Source organism: Erysipelatoclostridium sp. MSK.7.34, assembly GCF_019041935.1.
Taxonomy (GTDB): Bacteria; Bacillota_I; Bacilli_A; order Erysipelotrichales; family Coprobacillaceae; genus Thomasclavelia; species Thomasclavelia ramosa.
On record NZ_JAHPYJ010000003.1, the window covers coordinates 15,824 to 39,642 of the forward strand.

The following is a 23,819-nucleotide window of genomic DNA, read 5'->3' on the forward strand; positions in this document are numbered from 1 at the left end:
TTCATCCCCTTATCTGCTTTAAATATTTTCTAATTCCTCACCATTTGATTGAATAACTTTTTTATACCAGTTAAATGATTTTTTCTTTGATCTTTTTAATGTTCCCTTTCCTTCATCATCTCGATCAACATATATAAACCCATAACGTTTTGTCATTTGACCTTCAGTTGCTGAAATTACATCTATTGGGCCCCAGGTTAAGTAACCCATCAAATCAATTCCATCATCTAGTGCTAGTTTTACTTGTTCAATATGTGCTTTTAAATATTCTATTCTATAATCATCTTTAATTGAGCCATCTGTTTCTACAACATCAGGTGCTCCTAAACCATTTTCAACAATAAATAATGGTTTATGAAATCTTTCTTGTAAGAAATTCAATGTAATTCTTATTCCTTGAGGATCAATGATCCATCCCCATTGTGATGCATCACAATAAGGATTTTGTAACTTGCCATAGTTATTGATCTTTAATCTGTGATCTGTCGTTACTACTTTACTTGCATAATAACTGAAAGCAACAAAGTCAACTGTATTATTTTTTAGAATCTCCTCATCATCTTTTTCCATATGTATAGTGATTCCTTCTTTTTTCATTTTAGCTTTCATATGATATGGATATTCTCCAAAAACTTGAACATCTGTCAACATTAGTTCCTTATTATTTTCCTCAAAAGCTTTTAATACATCTGATGGGTGACAAGTATACGGATAGACGACCCCACCTGCAATCATACATCCAACTTGATTATTTTTATCAATCTCATGTCCTATTTTTGTTGCTAATGCTGAAGCGAGTAACTGATGATGCATTGCCTGATACTTAATTTGTTCAATATTATCACCTTTTCTATATAATAAACCTAGGGTTGAATAGGGCTGAAATAAACCAACATTAATTTCACAAAAAGTTAACCATTTTGTTACCTTTCCTTTATAACGGGTCATTAACAGACGGACTAGTCGGCAGTAGAAATCGATCATTTTTCGATTAGCCCAGCCACCATAATGCTTTGCTAAATACAACGGTACATTAAAATGATTAAGTGTTATTAAAGGTTGAATTCCATGTTTAAGTAATTCATCTATTAAACTATCATAGTATGTTAGGCCTTTTTCATTTGGTTGTTCTTCATCTCCATACGGAAATAAACGCGTCCAGTTAACTGACAAACGTAAACATTTGAAACCCATCTCTCCAAACAAAGCAATATCCTCTTTGTAACGATGGTAAAAATCGATTGCAATTCTATTTGGACAATACTCAATATTTTCATTCATATAATCAAGTGGTGAAGCATATGCTGCCTGCCTTGCTTCTAATCCGCCCGGAATTACATCCATTAAATCTAGACCTCTTCCATCTGCATCAAAAGCACCTTCGCATTGATTAGCTGCTAAACTGCCACCCCATAAAAAATCATCTTTAAACTTTGTCATTTTTATTCCTCCACTGTTTCTAATACAGACTTTACTAGGTAATCTGCATCAATCTTATATTTACTCATTAATTCCTCTGGTGTTCCACTTTCACCAAATGTATCTTGGATAGCAATTGGATATATCTTTTTAGGCTTATCCAACTTCTCACAAACTAAACTATACAAACCACCTATAATATTGTGTTCTTCCAATGTAAAGATAAGATCATAACTATTTATAATTGAATTTAGTTGCATCGTATTTATTGGTTTAAGTGAGGACACATTGTATAATGACGGGTATATATTATTTTTAGCTAAAATTTCAATAGCTTTCCTAGCCTCATTTACCATAATACCAGTCGCTAAAAAAGCAATTTTACAACCTTTAACAATTGGAACGATTTCGCCTAAAAGAAATTTATAATTAGAGTCCAAAATATTATCCACTGCATATCTGCTCGTTCTTAAATATACAGGACCATCATAGTCAACCATAAACTGCATCATAGCTTTTGTTTCATTTGCGTCACACGGTTGCAAAACTACCATGCCCGGCAAAACTCGCATTAAAGCAATATCTTCATTACATTGATGAGTTGCTCCATCTTCGCCAACAGTCAAGCCGGCATGAGTTGCACAAAGTTTTACATTTAAATGTGGGTAAGCAATAGAATTTCTAATTTGTTCAAAAGCACGCCCTGCTAAAAACATGGCAAATGAACTTACAAAAGGCTTTAACCCCTGAACCGCCAAACCTGCACCTATTCCGACCATATTTGCTTCAGCAATTCCTGTGCTATAAAATTGCTGTGGTCTTGCTTCCTTAGCATAACATGTTTTTGTTGCGGGCGATAAATCCGCATCCAAAACAATAACATCGTTATTTTTTATCACTAGCTCTTTTAGTGCTTCTCCAAAGGCCTCTCTTGTTGCAATCTTCATCCTAATGACCTCCTAACTCCCTCAGAGCTTGTTCCATTTCTTTACGATTTGGAGCCTTTCCATGCCATTCAATCTCATTTTCCATAAATGAAATTCCTTTTCCTTTTACTGTATGAGCAATGATTGCAGTAGGTTTTTGACTATTTTTTGCCATCTCCACAGCTGCTTCAATTTCATCAAAATCATGACCATTTATATTGATAACTTCAAAACCAAAAGCTAAGAACTTTTCCAAGAAAGGTTGTGGCCCAATAACATCGACTATTTTTCCATCAATTTGTAATCCATTATAGTCAAGAAAAAGAATAAAATGACTAAGTTGATAATGACTTGCTGCCATTAGAGCCTCATATACTTGTCCCTCCTCAAATTCTCCATCACCACAAATTACATAAGTATAATAATTATTATTTTTGTACTTATTTGCCAAAGTGATTCCAACAGCTGCACTTATCCCCTGCCCTAATGATCCCGTTGACATATCTACACCTTTCGTATCATTCATATTTGGATGCCCCTGTAAAGAAGAATTAATTTTTCTAAAAGTCATTAACTCTTTTTCATCTAACACTTTCATTTCTTTTAATACAGCATATAAAGCTGGTGCCCCATGACCTTTAGATAGTACCAGCTTATTTCTTTCATTAGAATTAATATTATCTTTAGTTAGCTTTAATTCCTTTTGGTACAAGTACATTAAAATATCAATACAAGATAAAGATCCACCTGGATGTCCAGATTTAGCTTCATATATCATTTTAATAATACTTTTTCTAGCTTCATTAGCCATTTTATTTAACATCGTTTACACCGCCCCTTCTCTTCTTAGCTTTTGTAAACACTTTTGATTAGCTAGTCTAACCCTAACACAACAGATACTGATCTATATCCAACTCCCATACGATCAATTCCCATATCAATCAATTGTAAAAAATGTTCTCTTGTTCGAATACATCCACTTCCTTTAATCTTAATTTTATCACCACATTCTTCCATCATTACTTTGATTATTTCCAAACTCGCTCCATGAGCTTCATGTCCCGTTAAAAATCCAGTACTTGTTTTAACAAAATCAGCACCCGCTTCTATACAAATATGACACATTTTTCTTATTTGTAACTCATTTAAAGCATCAGTCTCAAAAATAACTTTAATTTCTCTTCCATATTTATGGGCCGCTTCGGTACAGGCTTTAATATCCGCTAAAACTTCTTCCCACTTTCCACTTTTGATCATTCCAAAGTTAGCGACTATATCAATTTCTTTAACCGAATCGTATTTAGCCACAATTTCAATTTGTTTAACTTTAGATTCTGTTGAGCTTGTTCCAAATGGAAAATCACATACTGGACATAGCATTGTGTCTGTTCCTTTAACATAAGGCTCACATAAATCCATATAACCAGGATTAATGCAAATAGTTGCACAATTTAACTTTACTCCATCTTTTGTTAGATCGATAATTTCTTGTTCAGTAAATTCTGGTTTTAAAACTGAATAGTCAATATAAGATGCTAACTCCTTTAAATTCATTTCATTTGCCTTTTTTGTTATTTTTTTCATTTTTCTAATAGATAACTATTTATTTTTGTTCGTTTTTGTTCGTTATCTTTCCTCCTTAATTAAAAAATAACACATAAACAAACATTTGTAAACATATATTTGTTTATTTTTGTTCGTTTTTGTTTTTTTGTATAAAAAAACATATCAAACAAACTAGTTCAATATGTCTTTATTTAATCTTCATTTGTTAAAATATAATTTACTGGGATATCATCAATATTCATATGAGCATCCTTATTACAGATAACTGCATCAAAATCATCACTGCTAATAAAGCTACAAAAACCTTTAACACTTAACTTTGATGAATCAATTAATAAATACTTCTTTACTGCTAAGTCCATTGCTTTTTGTTTTACTGCCATTGTATCCATTTCAGCTGTATAGACTAATTTTCTATCTATATCTATCCCGGCACAACTTAAGAAAGCATAATCAAAATTAAACTTTTCTAAGTCACTTAAAGTAATTGGACCAACTGACATATTGTATTCTGGAATATATTTACCACCAATCATAAATAATTCAGATTCAAAATCATTAAATCCATTTGCAATCAAGGTACTATGTGTTACTATTTTAACATTTTTTCCTTTTATATATTTTAGCATCGGTACAATACTTGTTCCACCATCTAAAAATATACAATCTCCATCCCTGATAAATGATGCTGCTTTTTTACATACTAAATCTTTCTCTTTATTATTAGTAATTCTTTCGCTCATTTGTTTTTCATCTTTATTTGAAAGAATTGTTTTTTGCTCAATACTTTTTGCTCCGCCATGAACCCTTATCAGCAGTCCTTGTTTTTCAAGTTCTTCACAATCTCTTCTTATCGTTGTTTCTGTTACATCTAAGTTTTCAGAAAGTTCTTTTGTTGAAATAAACCCACGTTCATTAACTGTATTTACTATTCTTAAAAACCTCTCACTTGCAATCATCATACTCACCTCTTCTTTTCATTATACTTAAATGCCATTTTTATTCAATTATTTTAAAAAGATAATCTTTTTCATTATATAATTACTTTTTATAAAATTATATGATTTGTTAACTATAACTTTAAACAATATCTAAGATTTGCTAAATCAAACTGTTCTATAAATAAACCTTGATTTAATCAAGGTTTATTAGTCAAAATTATTCACCAACGTATGATAACACTTATTTTATTGATTTTTAATGGTTTCTCATCCATAAATCACTATATTTACACCTATTATTTCTATTTAAAAGATTTTTTGATGTCAAATCTTTTAGAAAAAAAGAAAAACCCTTGAATTCATCAAGGGTTTAAATTTCAATTATTCACCAACGTATGATAAACTTTAAAATATTTTAGTTTTAATAAGTGCTTTTAAGTCAGTATTTAGCTTAATTTTACCATTGTATCTTTTGACTATTTTTATTTACAGTGTATCTTAGTACCAAAATAGTACCATTAATTAATACTGTACAAATCACAACAAAAAGCATCATAACGATACCAATTTAAAATTGTTAATACTATTCAAACTCTAAAACAAAACAATTATAGTGAACAAATTTGTTAATATTCTTAGCAAAAAATATAATTTAAAGATTAATATTATATACGTTACTTTGAGCCTCTCGTGTAGTGGTTACATATTTTTCTATATAATTGAATTATTATCATTTGGTATATTATTTATACTATGCAATTTTCAAATAAGTCTATATATATTTTGTATAGTTCTATGAAAATATTATCTATTAATAACAATATGGCAAACCATAAAAAATAATTTCTTGAATACTCTTTTTCAATACTTAACATTTTAAAATCTGGTAGATTCTGTTGATATGATTGAGTGTTATGTGCAAGCCTATTTCGTTGTTTATATATTTCGTCATACTTTTCTTGAATTATTTAAATATTGCGTTTCTTTTATTAATTTGCTTTCTAGAAAATCATTAAACAACTTTTTATTCCAAGTAACTAAATTTGTATCCATAAACATATCTTTCACTTTATTAAATGAATTATTTTTTATCCTTACTTTAATACTCTGTTCAATTTCATAATTTGAATCTATACTTTTTATTTGTTTAAATAAGGCTTTATATATCTTATTTTTTGAATCATATGTAGAACATTCACCTAATTTATCATCATTATTCAAAAGTCTTCTTCTATACTCAAAATTATTTGTAGCTATTTCCCAAGCTATACATTTCATTTTTTGTTCTTGATATCCTGTCATTTTTAAAAATATTGATTGCATAATATAATCACATAATGGATAAGTTTCTATCCCACTTCCTATTCCTGAGCTAGCCTGTATAGCTTCTTCTAAAATTGTTGACATTGGAGTTAATATAAATTTATCATGCTTACTCATTTTACAAATTCCTCATATATTGAAATTGAATCTTCTACCCTCTTTCTTAGATACTTAAGGGCACTTGGAGTTTTAAGATGACGGGGAATCCCCCTTAATTCATCTATTTTTTCACTTATCTTTTTAAGCAATTCATTTTTATTACAACAATCAATTTCTTTTTCCATAAATACAATAAAATATATTAATCCAAATAATGCTATATCTAAATCTATAATTGATTCATACTTTTTAAATAGATCTAATTGAGCGATTGTTTTTTCCAAAAGATCAAAATTTTCTGAAATATTTTTCTTTTTAAAAATTAAAGAACTATCACCAAAAATTTTAGATGTTTCTTCACCAACAGCAAAATATATAAATTCCTCATAGTATTTTTCCATTTTTCTTGAAAAACCTTTTGCTAAAGAATTAATTGACTGCGCGTCTTTATATTGAGATAACAAAGCCAAATATCTAACAAAATCCACCTTAGAATCATTAACTAAAATTTTGTTACAAAATTCCGGATTAAAATAATTAACTAGATCATTATCTAAATAATACAATGCCAATCTGCTTTCTTGTGGTAATAATGATTCACCTTGTATGTTTATGTTCCTAAATACTTTTGAATAATACTTTTGTTGTGCTTTTTCATCTTCATTATTTGGAACCAAGTACGAAAATCCTAAGAAGTTATTATCAAAAAAATTGTCATCTACTTCAAAATCAACATCAATATAATAATCCGAATAAATATTTCCTTTAATTTGATTTTTTGTTACTCCTTTTTCTATTAGTATATTAAAATTCCATTCTAAAATGTTATCAATCAATTCATCATCAATTGGATCATCATTTTCATCGATAAATCCTTTTTCTTTTGTTTTTTCAAACCTTTTTTTATTTGGGAAAATTCCTAAATAAGCTAACAATATACTTGTCAGACGCTGTTGCCCATCTAAAATCAAATTAATACTTTCAAGATCATTTTTAAAATGACCTATTGTAACAGGGGGGGATAAATTGTTTTTCTTTTAATGCTAAAATTAAATCATTCGTTTTTTCGAGATTCCAAACAAAGTATCTTTGATATTCTGGTAACTTAATGTTACCTTTTAATATTAAATTTATCCAATGCTTTAAAGAATACTCCCCATAGTAAACTTTATTATTCATAGTTACTAAACTCATATTTTATGTCCTCACTTATATCTTTAATAAATTCTTACGAATGGATTTTCTAGTTATACATAGAATGTTAAATTTTTTTACTATAATCTTCTATCTTCTTTAAGTAGACTTAAGAAAAAACTTATCTTAACTAAACAAGCTTCATAATTCAAAACTATTTTTGACTAAGACGATTTATCAAATCCAATTCAAATGCAAGTATCTCATTCATGCAAGAATTCAGTTTAGAAAAAATATCCATCTCATTCAATTCTTCTCCAAGTTCGAATGCTTTAGTCTTAAATGGTGTTCGCCATTGCCAATTACTTTTTTTCAATTTAGCCGGATAGTATTTATTGATATTGTCACATATATTTCTAAAATCATCAGTAATATTTTTTGAACTAATCACTAACTGAATATATGATTGTTTTCCATTTCTATTCACTATTTCATAGAAATAGTGGTTATCAGTATTCCATCCACTTAATGCTCCAGGAATATCTGGTAAAATCGAAGTCATTCTATTTGTAGTAAAACGGGTATAAGTTCTATTACATTTAGAAACATCAAGATAAACTTCTGATTTTGATTGTGCCAATGCTCTGAAAATAGCTACAATATTATTCAATCGTTTCTCTTCGTCGGTAAGCAAATATTCAAGCATTACCGAAGAAATCTTCTCACTCCATTCAGCATGAAATTTAGCTGTTTTTGGCCAGTCATTCTCGTTTGCAATACTTACATTATCAAGATAATAACTTATCCAGGAAGCCTTATAATCGTCTGCTCTGTTCCAATCTAGTGATATTCCCAAATTGCTCTCAATTTCATTTTTATGTTTATACAGCATATTGAAAATATTTTTATTTTTCTTTTTATCCCCATTACCTAAATAAAAATCAATTCGTGCTTTGTCATAATTTGCAATACAGCTTATACAGATTCCTCTTATACCAAAAAAACCAGACTCAGTATTTGTAGTAGTTGGATTACATCCACTAAATGTACCCCTATGCATATTTTTTTCTTGAATAATTGGAAGTGCATATTCCCAATATCTTCTTCTGATTTCAAATCTACTTGTATCAGAAACTCTTTTCATTTCTAAATTCTTCAAATAGAAAACTAAATCCATCGGATCAGCTTTATACAATGTAAAAATTCTTCTTAGAATAGACATCTTAAGTATTGTACTTGTATTTTTTTCAATATATAGATTTTCATCTATTTTGAGTGCACTACGTAAATTAGATTCATTATTTGAAACATAAGTAGCGAGGTCAGTTTTTTCTTTCTTACTATATGCAAGTGTAATAAGTACAGACTTATCTTTATGATGTAGATACTTAACAATATGTTCAAACATATCAGTCCAACTTGTTACTGGCTGTTCTGTATTTAAATAACTGTACTTGGCAATATCTCTGCCAGTAAGATCAAAATTTTCATCATCCAAAGTACATGAGTCAAATTCTTTCTCTGATGGCATAAAATCTGTTGTTGGATATGCCCAGATTTCCATTGCCATATCTAACATTTCATCATTGCGTTCTCTAAGCTCTGCTAATCCCCATTTCTGTTTTGTAGAAATTTTCTGATTCATCTTCAACCCACTTGCTTTATAACCACCTTCTTTAGCATCACGCTTTTCAACAAAAGTATTATTACTCAAATTAGGATTATATCCGGTTAAAGTAAGATTTGCTAATCGATGCACCCATGTAGCATGAATTTCTGCAGCATTCACTCCTAAGCTTTCAGTCCAAGCTGGTGTTAAATGCTGTGGCATAATATGCTCTATGGTATAAATATTATTATCAAGATGTGTATAAACATCCTTAGTTTCAATTGTTCCATAGTTTTCAAATCTCTCAAATAAATAAGCCTTATACTTACCACGCATCTGATATACTTGTTTTTCTTCTAAAGCTGTTCTAAACTCATCATTATTTGGGAATCGACCACTTTCTTTTTTTGAAAGTAATGCGTAGATAAATTTTGAAACATAATCATCCATAGTATTATCATAGCGAATAATTTCTTTATTTAAATTCAAGAAAATCTTATTCAATGCATTTGTAGGTACTTCGCAGATATTTCTTCTAAATAAGTAATTTTCAACAATTAAAAATATTCTTAAAACATCATTGGTAGTTAATTTTTCATCTTGACATAATCTTAAAACTTCCATCAAAAATGGACGGGTAACAACAATCTCCAATCGTTTTAAACGATACAGACAATCATCCAATTTTTGTTCTTCTAATCCACTTTTACAAGTAAGTAACTTTTCAAAAAATCTTGCATATCGTAAAAGATCTGTAAGTAAAGTATCTATAGGAAGTGATATGAATTTTGTATACTCTTTAAAAGCCCTGTATACATTACTAATAGTTGGAGTGACTTGCTGTTTTATGCTTAAATAATCCCTTATAAAACCACTGACATCGTTATTAGTACATTTTTCTATTTTTGCCCAATATGTATCGTAATACTGCGTCTGTTCCTTAGTAGGAAGACCCATTAATACGTAGTTTCTGATTTTATCACCTTCAGTCAGTGCCAACCCAGTGGAATTTAAACTTTCAAAGATGAGCTGTGCATTATCACCTTGGTCTAATGTAATGCTAATAATTTCTAATTTACCAATTGCAGCATATAAATCTGATACAGGAATTTCCTCTTTCATCACCTTGTCGTAGAAAAATTGATAATTGATTGTAAGATTAGAACTATGATCATAATCCTCTTCATCTCCAAACAGTTTTGCAAGTGCATCTCTATCACTCTTAACTGGGCGAAGTTTAATTTTATCATCTTCACTAGCCCATGGTGAAATAAGAAAACGTTGATTAATCTGTTCATCAAGTTTACTTTCAATTGTTCTTACTTTACCTTTTGCTATAAGATTACGAATTGCTAAAAGTAATAACGTTATGGTTGTTAATCTTTGTTGACCATCTATGATATGATATTCTATTTTACTGCCATTAGGAACGATAGCAGAAACGATACTGCCAAAAAAATGACTATCTCTACCATCAATTGCTATTTTTTTTAAATCTTCATATAATTGATGACAGTTTTCATATTTCCAATCATACTTTCTCTGGTATACTGGAATCACATAACGTTTGTCAGCGCCTTCCATAAAGCCTGTCATTTTAGCTTCAGAGCCTTTCATAAATTTTCCTCCTACGATTCCTTACTGTAATATATTTTTACAAAATAGGTATATCATTTTTAATATCTTGATTCCTCATACTTTCTAGAACATTAGAAACTAATTGGCAAGTATAATTTCTAATTTAAAGCATCTCAAGATACTTTCTATATTCTAAGAATAGATCAAATATTAACAAAATGAATTCTTACACCTACCATATCCATTTGACAAAATTTACATTAAACTCATTTTTTGTGTATTTAAAATTATTTTTATCATTAATACATATATGTTCTATTTTTATCATATTCCTTGTACAACCTCAAAATCTAATTGTTTCTTTCTTTCACTCCAATCAGGCATATGAATAGTCAGAAAAGTATAGAATTCATTATTATGATACGGATAAATAAGATGTGTTAATTCATGCAAGATAACATATTGTATACAACGAATATTAGCTTTTAACAAATACTCATTTATTGTAATTTTATTTTTTGACGGTGTACAGCTTCCCCATAAAGTCTTCATCTTTCTGACATATAAAGACGGTTCTTCTATTCCATACTTTTTAAAAATCTTATTATAGAGTTCGTTCATCTCATTCTGATAAGTCTTATATGCTTTTTCACGCCACCAATATTCTAATACTTGTTGATGTTTATTGCTCATTTTATTTGCATAAACAATAATATTTTTCTCATCCTCAAGCACATAATTTTTTTCAGAGATTTTCTTAATGATTCTACAATCTTTTCCTAACAATTGAGTAGATGTTCCACTTTTGATATCAATTAAGTTATTATATCCGCTCGATTGTTTGTATTTTTGTAGTTGCTTTTCTATCCAACTTGATTTACTAATAAGAAACTCAGTAATCCACTCGTCTGTTACTCCATTTGGCACAGACAAAACAACTTTCAAATCCCTAAAAACTTTAAGATGAATGTTTTTGATATTCTTATGATGGATACAGACAATGGTTTTATCAAAAGGGGATGTTAATTTTAGAATATACTTATTCATCAGTATCTCGCCACCGCAACTTTCATTATTTCATCAATAATTAAGTCGAGCAAATCAATATTTGATTTATCAATGACAATGCCCATATCTTCAAACATATCAAATAAACAATCATCTAAATTTCTGTGCATCGCTTTATGTACAACCTCGTTGTGTTTCCAGTCTCGCTTTGCATTATCGCTGATAACTTTTTTAATTCGGCACGAATATTTTGCAATCAATTCCTCTTTATCAGTTATAACTTTTATTGTTTCATTTTTTTTGAGTTGAGTAATAATAGCACCATAAAATGCTTTTGAATCACTGTCGTTTGCAATTTGAGAAGGATAATCTTGTGAGGTTATTCCGTTTCTAAAATCATCAGCCATTATCTTCATACTTTCTAAATACGCATCTGCGTCGCGTGTTTCATTGTATAAATCAATAGTTTTTTTAATTTTAGAAGAAAATTCCTCGAACAGCAAGGGATCATCATATCTTATCTGTTTGAGTTTAGATTCCATTCTAGTTTTTATCGCATCAGCTCGAGATTCATTTGAATCCATATTCTCAAGAAGCCTTTTCATCGCTTTTTCATCACCGATAGAAACTGGCTTAACTACAGATACAATATCTGTTGCATTCACAAAAGTATCAATTAGGTTTTTTATCCCTTGTTCATACTTAGACAAATCAACTTCATCATCATATCGTAGCATAACACTATCTTTTAATTTTCTATAGAATAAATATTCCTTGCGGTATTTTTCAATTAATTCAAAACCTACCTCTACAAATATATCCCGATTAGATAATGCCAAATTGAGTAAATTAGCAAATTCTTTTAGTTTGTTATAAAACTCTTTTCTTGTTTTTTCATCAGCAAGACTTTTTTGCCAAACATCAGAAGATTGGGAATCTTTAATCGATTCAAACATAGTAATTAGATTTTCATACGCTGCTGCCAGTTTATTTTTTTCATCAATCGGACCAAAGATAGCGCCTTCAATATCGGCTTTATCAAATCCATTCATTCCGGACTCAGCGTCTTCATACATATCTATTGCTTTATTTAACTTTTTAAAAACTCCCCAATAATCTACAATCAAGCCGAAATCTTTCCCTTTATAAACTCGATTCACTCTTGCAATAGCCTGTAATAGGGAATGTTGTTGAATAGATTTATCTAAGTACAAAACACCGGCAACAGGGGCATCAAATCCGGTCAACAGCTTATCTTTGACAATGAGCATATTGATTTCGCCTTCCGGGTTTTTAAAATCTTCACAAACATGATCATCATATTTCTCGTCATTGTCGCCAAATAAAGGCTTTACCATTTTCTGATAATATGCCCTTATTTTTTTTATAGTTTCATCTGTGGTTTCGTCATCATCACCCTCTCTCTTATCTCCAAATGTGATTACTACACGAGGGTTAATTCCAGACATACCTTTTAGCACTTCATACATTTCAACCGCTGCTGCTCGTGAAGAACACACAACCATCGCCTTTAAGCCTTTTGGAACACAATAATTTTTAAAATGATCTGCAATATCAAATCCTATTAAATTGATACGGCTTCTGGCTTCTGATATAGCTTTAAATCTACTAAACTTGTCTGAAAGTTTATCCTTAAGTTCTTGCGGAAGACCTTCAGTCAAACTTTCAAAATAGTTGTTGATCGTCAATGCAGGTTCTTCCTGTTTGACTTTACGCCCTTCATAAACGAGCGGAACCGTAATACCATCTTCTATCGCTCGCTTCATTGTATAGTTATGAATCGGCTCTCCAAAAGTTTTGTAAGTATTCTTTTTTGCTTTTGCAATAAGCGGTGTGCCGGTAAACGCAATCAGCGTTGCATTTGGCAAAACTTCTTTCATATAATTAAACATCGATTTATACTGCGAACGATGCGCCTCATCTACCAATACATAGAATTTATCGCTGTCAGGCTCTAAATATCTGTTTTTGTACACTGTTTCAAACTTGTTTATTAGTGTTGTGATAACGATGTTATCTTTATTCTTCAACAAAGAATTAAGTCCTTTTCCGGTCGCAGCACGAACAGGTGCCATTTGAGAATTAGCAAAATTATCACGGATTTGTTTATCAAGGTTTATACGGTCTGTAACAATGATAAACCTGGGATTTTCATATCCTTTTACTGCCTGAATTTTTTTAACTAGCATAACCATTGTCAGAGATTTTCCACTTCCCTGTGTATGCCAAATAACGCCGCCTTTTGAAGAACTTCCATCTTTACCATTAATTCTGTCCATAGATTTATTAATTGCAAAGTATTGCTGATGTCTTGCAATCTTTTTGATGTTATTATCAAAAAGTATAAAATTCTGAACCAGATCAAGTAGTCTTACTTTACTGAGCAAAGAAACTGCAAATTTATCCTGCTCCAAAATAGAACCATCCGGCGAACATTTTCTGCAAATTTCATCCTGCCATTTGACTTCATCTTCTCTCCACTCTACAAAATAGTCAGAGGTTGTCCCACCTGTACCGTAAAGAACTTTCTGCGGATTCATTGCAATTACAAGTTGAGAAAATTTAAATAGCTGAGGAATATAGTCAGGCATCATATTGCGGACATTTTGATGAATGCCTTCCATAACATCGATGCTGGACTTTTTGCATTCAATTACAACAAAAGGAATACCGTTGACCATTAAAACAACATCTGGTCGTGCATAACTTCCGTTTGGACGCTGAACGCTGAATTCTTCTGTTACCTGCCAAATATTATTTGCAGGATGCTCAAAATCAATATAATGCAAGTCAAACGACTGCTTTACTGGAATATCACTATCTATTGCAATTCTTTCCTCCAAACTGATTCCCAAAGTAATGAGATTATATATTTCTTTGCTTGCCATAGAAAGACCTTGCAAAAGGGAAGCATCCAATTCCTTTACCGCTTTTGTAATTGATTCTCCCGAGAAAAGCAATTCGTGCCCACAGTATAGATAAGTTTGTTTTCTTAAAAAGTGAATCAACTCATCTTCAAACAGTACGGAAGACAAGTTTCTCCTTTTGCTTTCTGCTTCACTGCGTGAGACATATTCATATCCCATATTAATTAAAAGATGTATAAGCCTGTCCTGACATTCCGGACGCTCATTAAATATTGTATGCTTTGGCATATCTCTATTCCTCCCACATAAGCAGCAACAGCCAGACTTAAAAAGCAGGCTTTTACTGAACTTATTTTTCTTTTGTTATACCCTTAAAAGGTTTATCGGAAGATGTTTTTACTTCCATAAACCTCCCTGTTTCACTGTCTCTTTTTGTCCATAATCCGGTTTTAGGGTTATATACCTGCGTTCTGTTTTTTACTGCTCCCACACGAGCATTATCACCATAAGGTTTGTTTTTAGCCATTCTATTTCCTCCTTATACTCTTACAATTCCAGTTAACAGCAACTGTTGTATTGATTTTTGTTGCTGTTTTAAAGTAGCTAATTTTTCTATATGACTATCCATATAGCGATCAAAACAATTCAAAATTTTAACTATACTAATTTGCTTATCTATCGTATCTGGCAAGTCTACTTTTATATTCTGTACCATTTCTTTATTTAAGTTTGATTGTGTTCCTTTTTGTCCCTGTGCCAGTATCCGTTCTTGATGATGGATCAAAAAGTAATACAAATATTCAGAAACAAGTTTTTCATTTGTCATTATCCCTAAAATGGCTTGACTTGTACTGCACTCTGATGTAGCAATACAACATTTTCCAATAGAGGCGTACATAGCATAAAGAATCGTTCCCTTTGGAAATAATCGTGCAGATGAATTTTTTAATCCTTTTTCAGTTATTTTTCTTTCACTATCAGATAAATACTTCCCACAAGAACTTATATCGTTTATCGAAACCCAAATAATATTCCCATTATAATATTCTTCAACTGTACTTTTTGGTGTGCCCCCACTTTGCATAAAAGCTAATTTCCCCAATTTAACTTTCTTCCACCCTGCCTTCGGTGTAAGAAGCCTTTGCATCAAAGCCTTTTTCTGTAATTCTAACTTTTCAATCAGTTTTTCCTGCAACTCAATTGCTTTGTCCCATTTAGACAGGATTTCTGCGATGCGGTTTTGCTCATATTCGTTTGCAAGACATACATTCACCCTTGAAAGTGAATCTTGGCTTACATTAATGTGCTGAGATCCTGCAGAATACTTTATAATCTGCTGTCGAATACCGGATGTTTTGAGAATCTCATTTAAATAAAAGGGATCATAATCAGCTATCTTTTTCCCTCTGATTACAAATCCACTGTATGTAGCTGTGTTCTTTTCATCCAGATATACATTCGATTTTCCTGCATCCTCTATCGTTTCAGAACTTCTCTGAAAAAGAATATCTCCATAGGTAACGCTATAGTTGTTCAAAGCCTTTTCATCTATGTCCACTTGTCCTCTAATATCGTCGTAAAATATAGGTCTGTTAGACAAAATATCCATAACACTAATCATTTTAATTCCGCTGTTATACTTTTCTTTATCAGCATTAACTCCATTCTGAAACTTTAGCAATTCAGACAGTCTTTTATTTTCCCATTCATTTGGAACAATGCCTACAACAGTTCTTTTGTAGCCGTCAGGCACTTTTCCTGCTTTTATAGTTTCTATTCTTTGTTTTATTTCTTCGGTCATATGCCGACCTCCTAAACGATAATTCCAATTACGATACCCACAATCCCAATGACGGTACCTACCACAAATGACACCCAGCCGAAAATTTTATTTTGATTTGCTTCTTTTGCATTACTTTTCGCTTCAGCTTTTGTCATTTCATATAACTCTTTGAGAGTAAAATAGTTTTCCTTTAATGCTGTATTATTCTCTTTCAAAAGACAATTCTGCTTTCTCACTTCTTTTAGCTGCTGCTCAAGTAATTCTTTTTGTGCTCGGCTTGTCTCAGCAGTTTCAAAAAGTGCTTCGTCTTTTCTTCTGTTATAATCCGCTCTGTCAGTCATAACAACAGATACCTCTGCTGCCTGACGAGCACTATTTGCTAGGGCAGCATTAACCCCCGATAAATCTATTTCATTAAATTTAATCATACAATTTACCTACTTCAGTTTTTTCTTTTCCATTTCCCGTTCTATCTGATTGATACTTTTATCAGTAGTTGGCAAATCTTCCGGCATAGTATCACCGAGTTCCTTGATAGTTTTACGCACTTTTACACCGACCTCATAGTGCGTTTTGTTGGCATTCTCCTTCCCTTGAATGCTTTCACGGCGCAATTTTTCTTCCGTCTGCGTGGCACGGAACAGATTAGCTGCAAGCTCCGTACTGCCCATATGGTCTAAAATCTTCGCCATTGTACATATTCAAGTACCAGCTGTAATTCTCTGGCATACCAAAACTCTTCTCCGTACTTGTTTATATGCTTAATATGTTTCGCTGTACTTTACAATATCACTCATAAACCAAGCTCCTTCATACATTGTTCCATCTCTTTTTCAAGTGAAGAAATCTGAGTTTTAATGTCTGTAATTTCCTTGTTTACACTCTCCAAATCTATAAGTTCCTCTTCCTCAAAAGTATCAACATAGCGAGGAATGTTGAGATTGTACTCATTTTCTTGAATTTCGTTGAGAGTTGCAACATGACTGTATTTTTCTTGCTCTGCTGTTTCTTCTCTGTTTATAAACGCTTTGTAAGTATCAACTATTTTCTTGATGTCATTCGGTTCTCCATTTGAACCATCACGCAATTTATTTTTTGCTTTTTCTTTTTTAAAATCTTTAGAAGCATCAACAAAAAGAACATTGGTTGTGGTACGCCCTTTTTTAAATACAACAATGCAGGCCGGAATTGAAGTACCGTAAAACAAATTTTCCGGCAATCCGATAACAGCATCAATGAGATTTTTCTCAATTACCGCTTGACGAATTCGTCCTTCAGACGCACCTCTGAACAAAACTCCGTGAGGAGCAACGGCTGCAATTCTTCCGTTTCCGCTCATACTCGCTATCATATGGAGCAAAAATGCCCAGTCACCCTTACTTGCCGGCGGTACACCTAAATCAAATCGATGATGCCTGTCAAGAGATGGTTCCATCTTAAACTCTTTTTTCTTACCCTTTTTAGTTGATTTAGTATTAGATTCATCTTCGTCAATCGAAACCTCACCACCAGGATTAAAACCCTCTGCCCATTTGTTCTTGCTAAAAGGCATATTAGCAACAATACAATCAAATTTCATAAGATTTCCGTCGCTATCTAGGTGTTGAGGATTTGCAAGAGTATCACCCCAAGCTATATGTGCATCTTTTATATCATGAATAAACATATTCATTCTTGCCATAGAAATAGCAGAATTATTTACCTCTTGACCATATATTGAAACTTTGTCTAGTCCTCCTTTTTTCGCAGCTCTAATAAGCAAAGAGCCAGATCCACAAGTTGGATCATATATACGGTCTTTTTCCTGTGGAGATACAATTTGTGCCATAACCTCTGATACTTGCTGTGGTGTAAAGAAACTTCCTGCTTTTTTCCCAGCCATAGTTGCAAATTCGCCAATCATATATTCATAAGCATCTCCCACAACATCGGCTGGAACTTCATTATCTTTCGTTTCAATATGGCTAGGTCTTAAATCTAAATCAGCAAAATCTTCAAGTAACGTCCTTAAAAGTGGATTCTTTTGCTCTTTCTTGCCCAAATTAGCTTCGCTATTAAGATCAATGCCTCTAAAAATTCCAGACAAAATCGCATTTGTGCTCTCAATTCCAGTTAAAGCTTCACTAATTTTAGATCCTATGTCTACAGAAAATTTATTTTTTAACAAATAATTAAATGTATACTCCTCTTTAAGGACAAAAGGAAGATTAGAAATTTGTCTTTCTAGTCGAAGCCCTTCATATTCTTTCTTTAGATTTTCTACACTTTCTTCAAAAGTATCACTTAAATATTTTACAAACAACATAGACAAGACATAATCTTTATAATTAGAAGCATCAATATTATCTCTAAATGTATTTGCACCTGCCCACAAAGCATTTTTGATATCTTCAAAAGTTGTTTTTTTAGTTGACATTTTGCTCTCCTCCATTCACCAATTCACTTAAAATCCCTTTTACTTTAATAAACTCTAACTCATTTAACCTTGTTTTTAATTTATAAACTTCAATACTTTTATGCCACAAATCGCCAATTGCTTTTTGCCTTTTTATAGAAAGGATTGGAACCTCTATCTCTTCTAAATCATTTCTTCCAATAGACGGGATTTTTGCTCCAGATAGAGATTGAGTAATCTTTGAAATTTCTTTGTTAAGAATATAAGCAAGATATTTAGATTCAACAGATACTGCCGAAATTATTATCAAATTTCCAGAAGCATACGTATCCTCATCAATCTCATCAATATAATTTACAAATGAAGGACTTACTCTTTTTATAAGAATATCTCCTTTATGTACTTTTGTATCTTTATTAACTCGAACCCTATCATCAAAAACAAAATTATCTATGACATTATTCTCCAATAAATTAATTGGCGTTATTATTTTATGTTTTTCGTCTGAAATCACTTTTTGTGATAAACAAAATTTTATTTTAGCCACATCTTTTAATTTCTTTTTCATCAAACCACCTTCGCAAAAAAAAGACCAATCGATGCTGAGCTTCATTGGTCTACTTTTTTAAAATCTAGGGAGAGAGCCCAAATTATCAGCCTTAATATTATTGGAATCAGTTCTCAAATAGCTATTATCTACTACTCTCACATCTTCGCCAACAACCCAGCCTTTCCATGAATTATAATATTTAGTTTTTGTACTGTTAGGATTTTTTTTAATAAAATCAATCAACTCACTTTTAGTACAAATGTTTGTGGCAGGTTGCGACAAAGTATTTGTCCATTTCAAGTGTGAAATCACTTCAAAACCATATATATTTTTTTCATAATGTACTGCATCAATATAGACCATAAACCAAGGTCCTCCTTTCATTTTATATTGACAAATGCAGCATCTTTTAATAAAATGAATGTGTGTTATAGTATCGCAAGATGCTAAGCTCTATGTCCTTACTCAGCCTTGGGATATAGAGCTTTTTCATTTGACAAAATCATTATCACATATTTTTCAAAAAAAATCAAGTGTAAGTATGTTACACTTGATTTTTTTGAAAAAAAGGTCTTTTTCCTATATTTATACTATAAATCATCAGATCAAAATCAAATACTTATATTTATCTATTAACATATTCTTAGCAAAATATTTGATATCATTCATTTCCTTCACCCACTTCATTTGATCTTGTTTCTTTAATTCTTCTGTTATATTTCTTGATATTTTGTATTGTTCAACAAAGGTTTCATATTGTTGATTTAACTCTTTATCAAAACGAATCAATTCTTCATTCAGTTCGTCTCTTACTGGTAAAGCAAGGTAATGCCCTGGATGTTTTTCTTTTAAAATTCTTAGATATTCTGTTCCTAATCTTGATAAATTTGGTATTGGTCTTTCTTGTTTTAATGATGGAAACTCATAATCTCCTACTTTGTTATATTTGATCTTTTTCATTGTCATTTCCATCCTATCTTGCATCTCTTTGTTTAATTTTCTTCTGTGCTATTCTTTCAATATCTTTATCAAAGCTACGATTCCTGATGTTCTCACACGCTTTGATTTGAAGCCTTAGCTTCTTGATTTCTGGTGTAAATAACTTGGCTCTTGCTGACCATTCTTCTTTTTCATCCATCGTTTTTGCTCGTTGTCGTTGATAATAACACCCTTGTCTTTGTTTTAATAGGTCATTGAGTTCATCTTGTTTTTGTTGTTGGTAGTTATTTAATTGATTGATATCTTCTATCTTGTTCTTGGCAAGAAGTTCAATTTCTCTAGAATATTGATCCATTTTCTTGAGTGCTTGTCTTGCTTCTTTGGATATATGTCGCTTTCTTGTAGGTAAGATATTAATTGAAATAAGATAAGCAACATGTATTCCTGCTAGCTTAGGTAACTGTTTTCTTTTATAAAGTTGATAATATTCCTTACATTGATAATAGCTTTGTGTATGTTCAACGTTTTGAGGAAGAATCCATTTGTCAGTCAATCTTTCTTCAATTTCATCAAGATGATACCTTTCTCCTAATGATTTTAGATAGATTGGTTCATTACAATACGGATGAAAAACAACATCTTCTTCATCAATTCTATCGAACTCATACCCTTTCTTTTTCATATTATCCTTTAAATCCCTAATACAATTGCTTTCTTTTACCAAAGTATCGATATCTTTTTTAATGTCATTCATATAGGTTTTCATGATATGATAATTCAACTTTTTTGAATCGTAGGATGGATCTTCGATGACAGATAAACCATATTCTTTGCATAGTTCATCGGATGTATTTCTCATGTTCCAGTAATCTTTTTTGGTATTACAGAATCGTTTTCCATCAATGAATGAAGTTGAATTTAACAAGATATGATTATGGATATGTTCTTTATCTAGATGTGTGGTAATGACAACTTCGAAGCGATTCCCAAACACTTTTTGTGCTAACTTTACTCCAATTTCATGTGCAACATTTGCATCGACCTCGCCGATTTTAAATGACTGATAACCGTGAAACGCTACGATCCTTTTATGATCATGGAACAACTTCTTGGTCACCTGCATCGATTTTAATGGATCAAATGCATCACAATTAAGACAAGTTACATACTTTTTTTGTTTGACTTTATTATCTTGGCTGATGTAATCCAAGACCGTTTGCATTGTCTTTTTTTCATCTTCGACATAATTGATGGCGTTATCCAAACGATCTCGGATAGCCCAAATTGATGTTACTGCTTTGATCAGCCCCTAACTTTTTCATCAAGATTCTTGATCATTTGTCGTAATTCTTTGATGGTTTCCATGATGTTTTTTAGTGATATGTCTTGTCTATTGTTCAATGCTCTTGCTATCTGATTTAGATTATTACCGATATGATTGAACTCATTTTTTAACTTATAATATTCTAGATCAGGCGGTACTTTTATCTCTTTACCTAAAATGCAAGCTCTAGAAAATGCTTCTCTACTTAAGCTTGTTTTTTCTAATTTATTGTTTAAGATTTTGAATTCATCATCATTAAATCGTATCTTAATTTCATGATTTCTTTTCATATGAACCTCCAATCTTGCTGGTCGTAGCAGCTTATGATGTTGTATTTTGGGGACAAAATACGTTGCTTGCTAATACATAAAATCTTAAATTTAACTTATTTAAGGAGTGACGGTGTGACGGTCAAAAGGTATTGTCAGACAACTGTCACACTGTCACTAAATTTCTTCATTTCCATGATATCTTAAACAAATTGGTCTTGCTTTATTTTGTCGTGGTTGCTTCTCGTAAGAGATAAATGTTGACTCTAGGATATTACTGTTTTTTGCTAATAAAGCTTGAAGCTGTCTTCCAGTCAGCGAAAGTGAAAGAATGGATGACAAATCTTCATGAGAACCCATAAATTCTTTTTTTCGAATGATAAAATTAATAACTTTCATAACATTCTCATCAACATCACCATCATCCTCATTTTCAGTGATTTCTAAAATCATACTATCATTTTGTAATAGTGTCATTTCATCATCTGGTATATCTTTCCCTTGTATTGCTAAATGTCGTGTCTTAGATAAATGGTTTTTCTTATACATAACAAGGATTGAATCAGACCCGGCTGTTAAACCTCTACTTCCATAGATTGAATCAAAAGGATGATTGACATCTACCTCTTTTTTTACATGTGTTATTAAGATAATCGCAATATGATATTTACAAGCTAATTCATGATAAGCTGTCGCTTCAGCATACTCACTATCATAGTCTCGATCTTTTGATTTTCTTATCTTATGGAATGTATCAACCACTACAAGTTTTAAATCTGCATTTCTTTGAAGCTCTTGTTCAATTCTTAATTCTAAATCATACAAATGATTCGGCTTAAGAATATCAATAACAAACTTATCATTGGGGTCTACTTGCATTCTTTGCAATCTTTTTTTGATTTTTGTCTTTTTATCTTCAAAAGCAAGATAGACCGCTGTTCCTTTTTGTACTTTCCTTCCTAAGAAATTTTTACCTTCTACAATAGCATCGCATAACTGTAAACCAAAAAATGTCTTTCCTGTTTTCTGTGGTGCACCTAAAAGAGTTAGGCCTACCGATATCATATTTTCAACAATATCATCTTCATCATCATCTTTAGAATCATAAAGTTGTGTTAAAGTAAACGATCTTTCATACTCAAATTCGTTTCGTAATTGAACTATACCTTTTTTATATTTTAATGTACTTTGAATAATACGTTCAATTTCTTTAATTTCTAATGGTGGTTGGCATTTTACTTCATTCTCTTTCTTAATACATTCATTGATAGCCACATCACTAAATCCTTTTTGTTGTAAGAAACACGCCATACGAAATAGATAATCGTTCCTACATCCTTCATTAACGATATCTTGACTTGCAAATGAATTCTCTCTATTTTCTTTATATCTATTTAAAAAGTTTCGTACTGCATCATTTATTTTAGCAACCGGTTCTTTATTAACAAACTGATATTTATTACCATCTATCATACTTGGCGGTGCTACAATGTAGCCACCTTTTCCTCGTATATCAATACCATCATACAATTCTGTACGTGTTTTAACTTCTTGTTGGTCATCATAATAGTAAAGATGAAATCCCCCTGAGGGAGATTTCACCATTTTTGTGGTAGGTAATTCTTTTCCATATTGTTTTAAAGATTCAATTCCATTATGTTGATTTTTTATATCAACATCTATAACAAATAGTTTTTCGCCCGTTACAATGCCAATATTATATTGTGGATTTGTATCCCACCAATATTCAATAGTATCTGGATTCGTGGTTGCTTCTTTTATCCATGAATGAAGAACTTGCTTTCCTTTACTGTTTGGCGCCAGCGGAAAGACTCGTAGCCCTTCTTTAGCATAGGCTAGTGCACTTTCTTTTAAACTAGGCATGTGTTCCACCATACCACTTTTCATTAAAATATCTTGCAGGGACTTTACCAGAAATGACTAAATATCCTTGTTCTTCTAGATAATCATTCATCTCTCTCATCACTGCATAAGCTTTACTTTTACTAACTCCTAATAATTTAATTACATCGTATACATCATAATAACTTTTTTCAATTTCCATAAT

22 protein-coding genes are annotated in these 23,819 nt (G+C 31.4%); all 22 read right to left on the reverse strand.

Features of this window, described 5'->3' with window-relative positions; translation table 11 throughout:
* Nucleotides 1–18 precede the first annotated feature (18 nt).
* Nucleotides 19–1,440 (reverse strand): 6-phospho-beta-glucosidase, encoded by a 1,422-nt coding sequence (locus KTF99_RS02915; RefSeq protein ID WP_008792605.1) that lies wholly within the window; start codon nt 1,438–1,440, stop codon nt 19–21.
* A 2-nt stretch (nt 1,441–1,442) separates the two neighbouring features.
* Nucleotides 1,443–2,366 carry a transketolase family protein gene (locus KTF99_RS02920; RefSeq protein ID WP_003535719.1) on the reverse strand — a complete coding sequence of 308 codons (924 nt, stop codon included), beginning with the start codon at nt 2,364–2,366 and terminating at the stop codon, nt 1,443–1,445.
* A 1-nt stretch (nt 2,367) separates the two neighbouring features.
* On the reverse strand, nt 2,368–3,168 hold the full coding sequence (locus KTF99_RS02925; RefSeq protein ID WP_008792603.1) for a transketolase: 801 nt from the start codon (nt 3,166–3,168) through the stop codon (nt 2,368–2,370).
* A 50-nt stretch (nt 3,169–3,218) separates the two neighbouring features.
* On the reverse strand, nt 3,219–3,929 hold the full coding sequence (gene deoC / locus KTF99_RS02930; RefSeq protein WP_003535717.1) for a deoxyribose-phosphate aldolase: 711 nt from the start codon (nt 3,927–3,929) through the stop codon (nt 3,219–3,221).
* A 173-nt stretch (nt 3,930–4,102) separates the two neighbouring features.
* Nucleotides 4,103–4,870: a DeoR/GlpR family DNA-binding transcription regulator gene (locus tag KTF99_RS02935; RefSeq protein ID WP_008792601.1), complete on the reverse strand. Its 768-nt coding sequence runs from the start codon at nt 4,868–4,870 to the stop codon at nt 4,103–4,105.
* A 930-nt stretch (nt 4,871–5,800) separates the two neighbouring features.
* A complete protein-coding gene (locus KTF99_RS02940) occupies nt 5,801–6,292 on the reverse strand; it encodes a hypothetical protein (protein ID WP_051397587.1) in 492 nt (163 codons plus the stop codon).
* Nucleotides 6,289–7,281, reverse strand: a complete 993-nt coding sequence (locus tag KTF99_RS02945; protein WP_217215461.1) for a DUF262 domain-containing protein — start codon at nt 7,279–7,281, stop codon at nt 6,289–6,291. Before KTF99_RS02945 ends, KTF99_RS02940 begins: the two co-directional genes overlap by 4 nt.
* Before the next feature lie 341 nt (nt 7,282–7,622).
* Entirely contained in the window at nt 7,623–10,634 is a 3,012-nt protein-coding gene (locus tag KTF99_RS02950) for a DUF4268 domain-containing protein (protein WP_217215438.1), read from the reverse strand.
* A gap of 285 nt (nt 10,635–10,919) precedes the next feature.
* The gene (locus KTF99_RS02955; protein WP_217215440.1) at nt 10,920–11,642 is read right to left on the reverse strand and encodes a M48 family metallopeptidase; all 723 of its coding nucleotides are present in this window, start codon (nt 11,640–11,642) and stop codon (nt 10,920–10,922) included.
* Nucleotides 11,642–14,779, reverse strand: a complete 3,138-nt coding sequence (locus KTF99_RS02960) for a type I restriction endonuclease subunit R (RefSeq protein ID WP_029482191.1) — start codon at nt 14,777–14,779, stop codon at nt 11,642–11,644. Before KTF99_RS02960 ends, KTF99_RS02955 begins: the two co-directional genes overlap by 1 nt.
* A gap of 61 nt (nt 14,780–14,840) precedes the next feature.
* Nucleotides 14,841–15,017, reverse strand: a complete 177-nt coding sequence (locus KTF99_RS02965) for a hypothetical protein (RefSeq protein WP_217215442.1) — start codon at nt 15,015–15,017, stop codon at nt 14,841–14,843.
* A 12-nt stretch (nt 15,018–15,029) separates the two neighbouring features.
* Nucleotides 15,030–16,292 carry a restriction endonuclease subunit S gene (locus KTF99_RS02970; protein WP_029482189.1) on the reverse strand — a complete coding sequence of 421 codons (1,263 nt, stop codon included), beginning with the start codon at nt 16,290–16,292 and terminating at the stop codon, nt 15,030–15,032.
* Nucleotides 16,293–16,303: 11 nt separating this feature from the next.
* Complete coding sequence (locus KTF99_RS02975) at nt 16,304–16,702, reverse strand: hypothetical protein (RefSeq protein WP_029482187.1); 399 nt, start codon at nt 16,700–16,702, stop codon at nt 16,304–16,306.
* Nucleotides 16,703–16,711: 9 nt separating this feature from the next.
* A complete protein-coding gene (locus KTF99_RS02980) occupies nt 16,712–16,966 on the reverse strand; it encodes a hypothetical protein (protein WP_029482185.1) in 255 nt (84 codons plus the stop codon).
* A gap of 101 nt (nt 16,967–17,067) precedes the next feature.
* On the reverse strand, nt 17,068–18,690 hold the full coding sequence (locus KTF99_RS02985) for a type I restriction-modification system subunit M (RefSeq protein WP_029482183.1): 1,623 nt from the start codon (nt 18,688–18,690) through the stop codon (nt 17,068–17,070).
* A complete protein-coding gene (locus KTF99_RS02990) occupies nt 18,680–19,237 on the reverse strand; it encodes a restriction endonuclease subunit S (RefSeq protein WP_087357277.1) in 558 nt (185 codons plus the stop codon). Before KTF99_RS02990 ends, KTF99_RS02985 begins: the two co-directional genes overlap by 11 nt.
* 57 nt (nt 19,238–19,294) lie before the next feature.
* The gene (locus KTF99_RS02995) at nt 19,295–19,582 is read right to left on the reverse strand and encodes a DUF3892 domain-containing protein (protein WP_029482179.1); all 288 of its coding nucleotides are present in this window, start codon (nt 19,580–19,582) and stop codon (nt 19,295–19,297) included.
* A gap of 237 nt (nt 19,583–19,819) precedes the next feature.
* Nucleotides 19,820–20,179 carry a TnpV protein gene (locus KTF99_RS03000; protein WP_029482177.1) on the reverse strand — a complete coding sequence of 120 codons (360 nt, stop codon included), beginning with the start codon at nt 20,177–20,179 and terminating at the stop codon, nt 19,820–19,822.
* A gap of 13 nt (nt 20,180–20,192) precedes the next feature.
* Nucleotides 20,193–21,380 (reverse strand): relaxase/mobilization nuclease domain-containing protein, encoded by a 1,188-nt coding sequence (locus KTF99_RS03005; RefSeq protein WP_254210086.1) that lies wholly within the window; start codon nt 21,378–21,380, stop codon nt 20,193–20,195.
* 80 nt (nt 21,381–21,460) lie between these two features.
* Complete coding sequence (locus KTF99_RS03010; RefSeq protein WP_029482174.1) at nt 21,461–21,772, reverse strand: plasmid mobilization protein; 312 nt, start codon at nt 21,770–21,772, stop codon at nt 21,461–21,463.
* A gap of 156 nt (nt 21,773–21,928) precedes the next feature.
* Nucleotides 21,929–23,635, reverse strand: a complete 1,707-nt coding sequence (locus KTF99_RS03015; RefSeq protein WP_029482172.1) for a bifunctional DNA primase/polymerase — start codon at nt 23,633–23,635, stop codon at nt 21,929–21,931.
* On the reverse strand, nt 23,628–23,816 hold the full coding sequence (locus KTF99_RS03020) for a hypothetical protein (protein ID WP_029482170.1): 189 nt from the start codon (nt 23,814–23,816) through the stop codon (nt 23,628–23,630). Before KTF99_RS03020 ends, KTF99_RS03015 begins: the two co-directional genes overlap by 8 nt.
* Between the last annotated feature and the right edge of the window lie 3 nt (nt 23,817–23,819).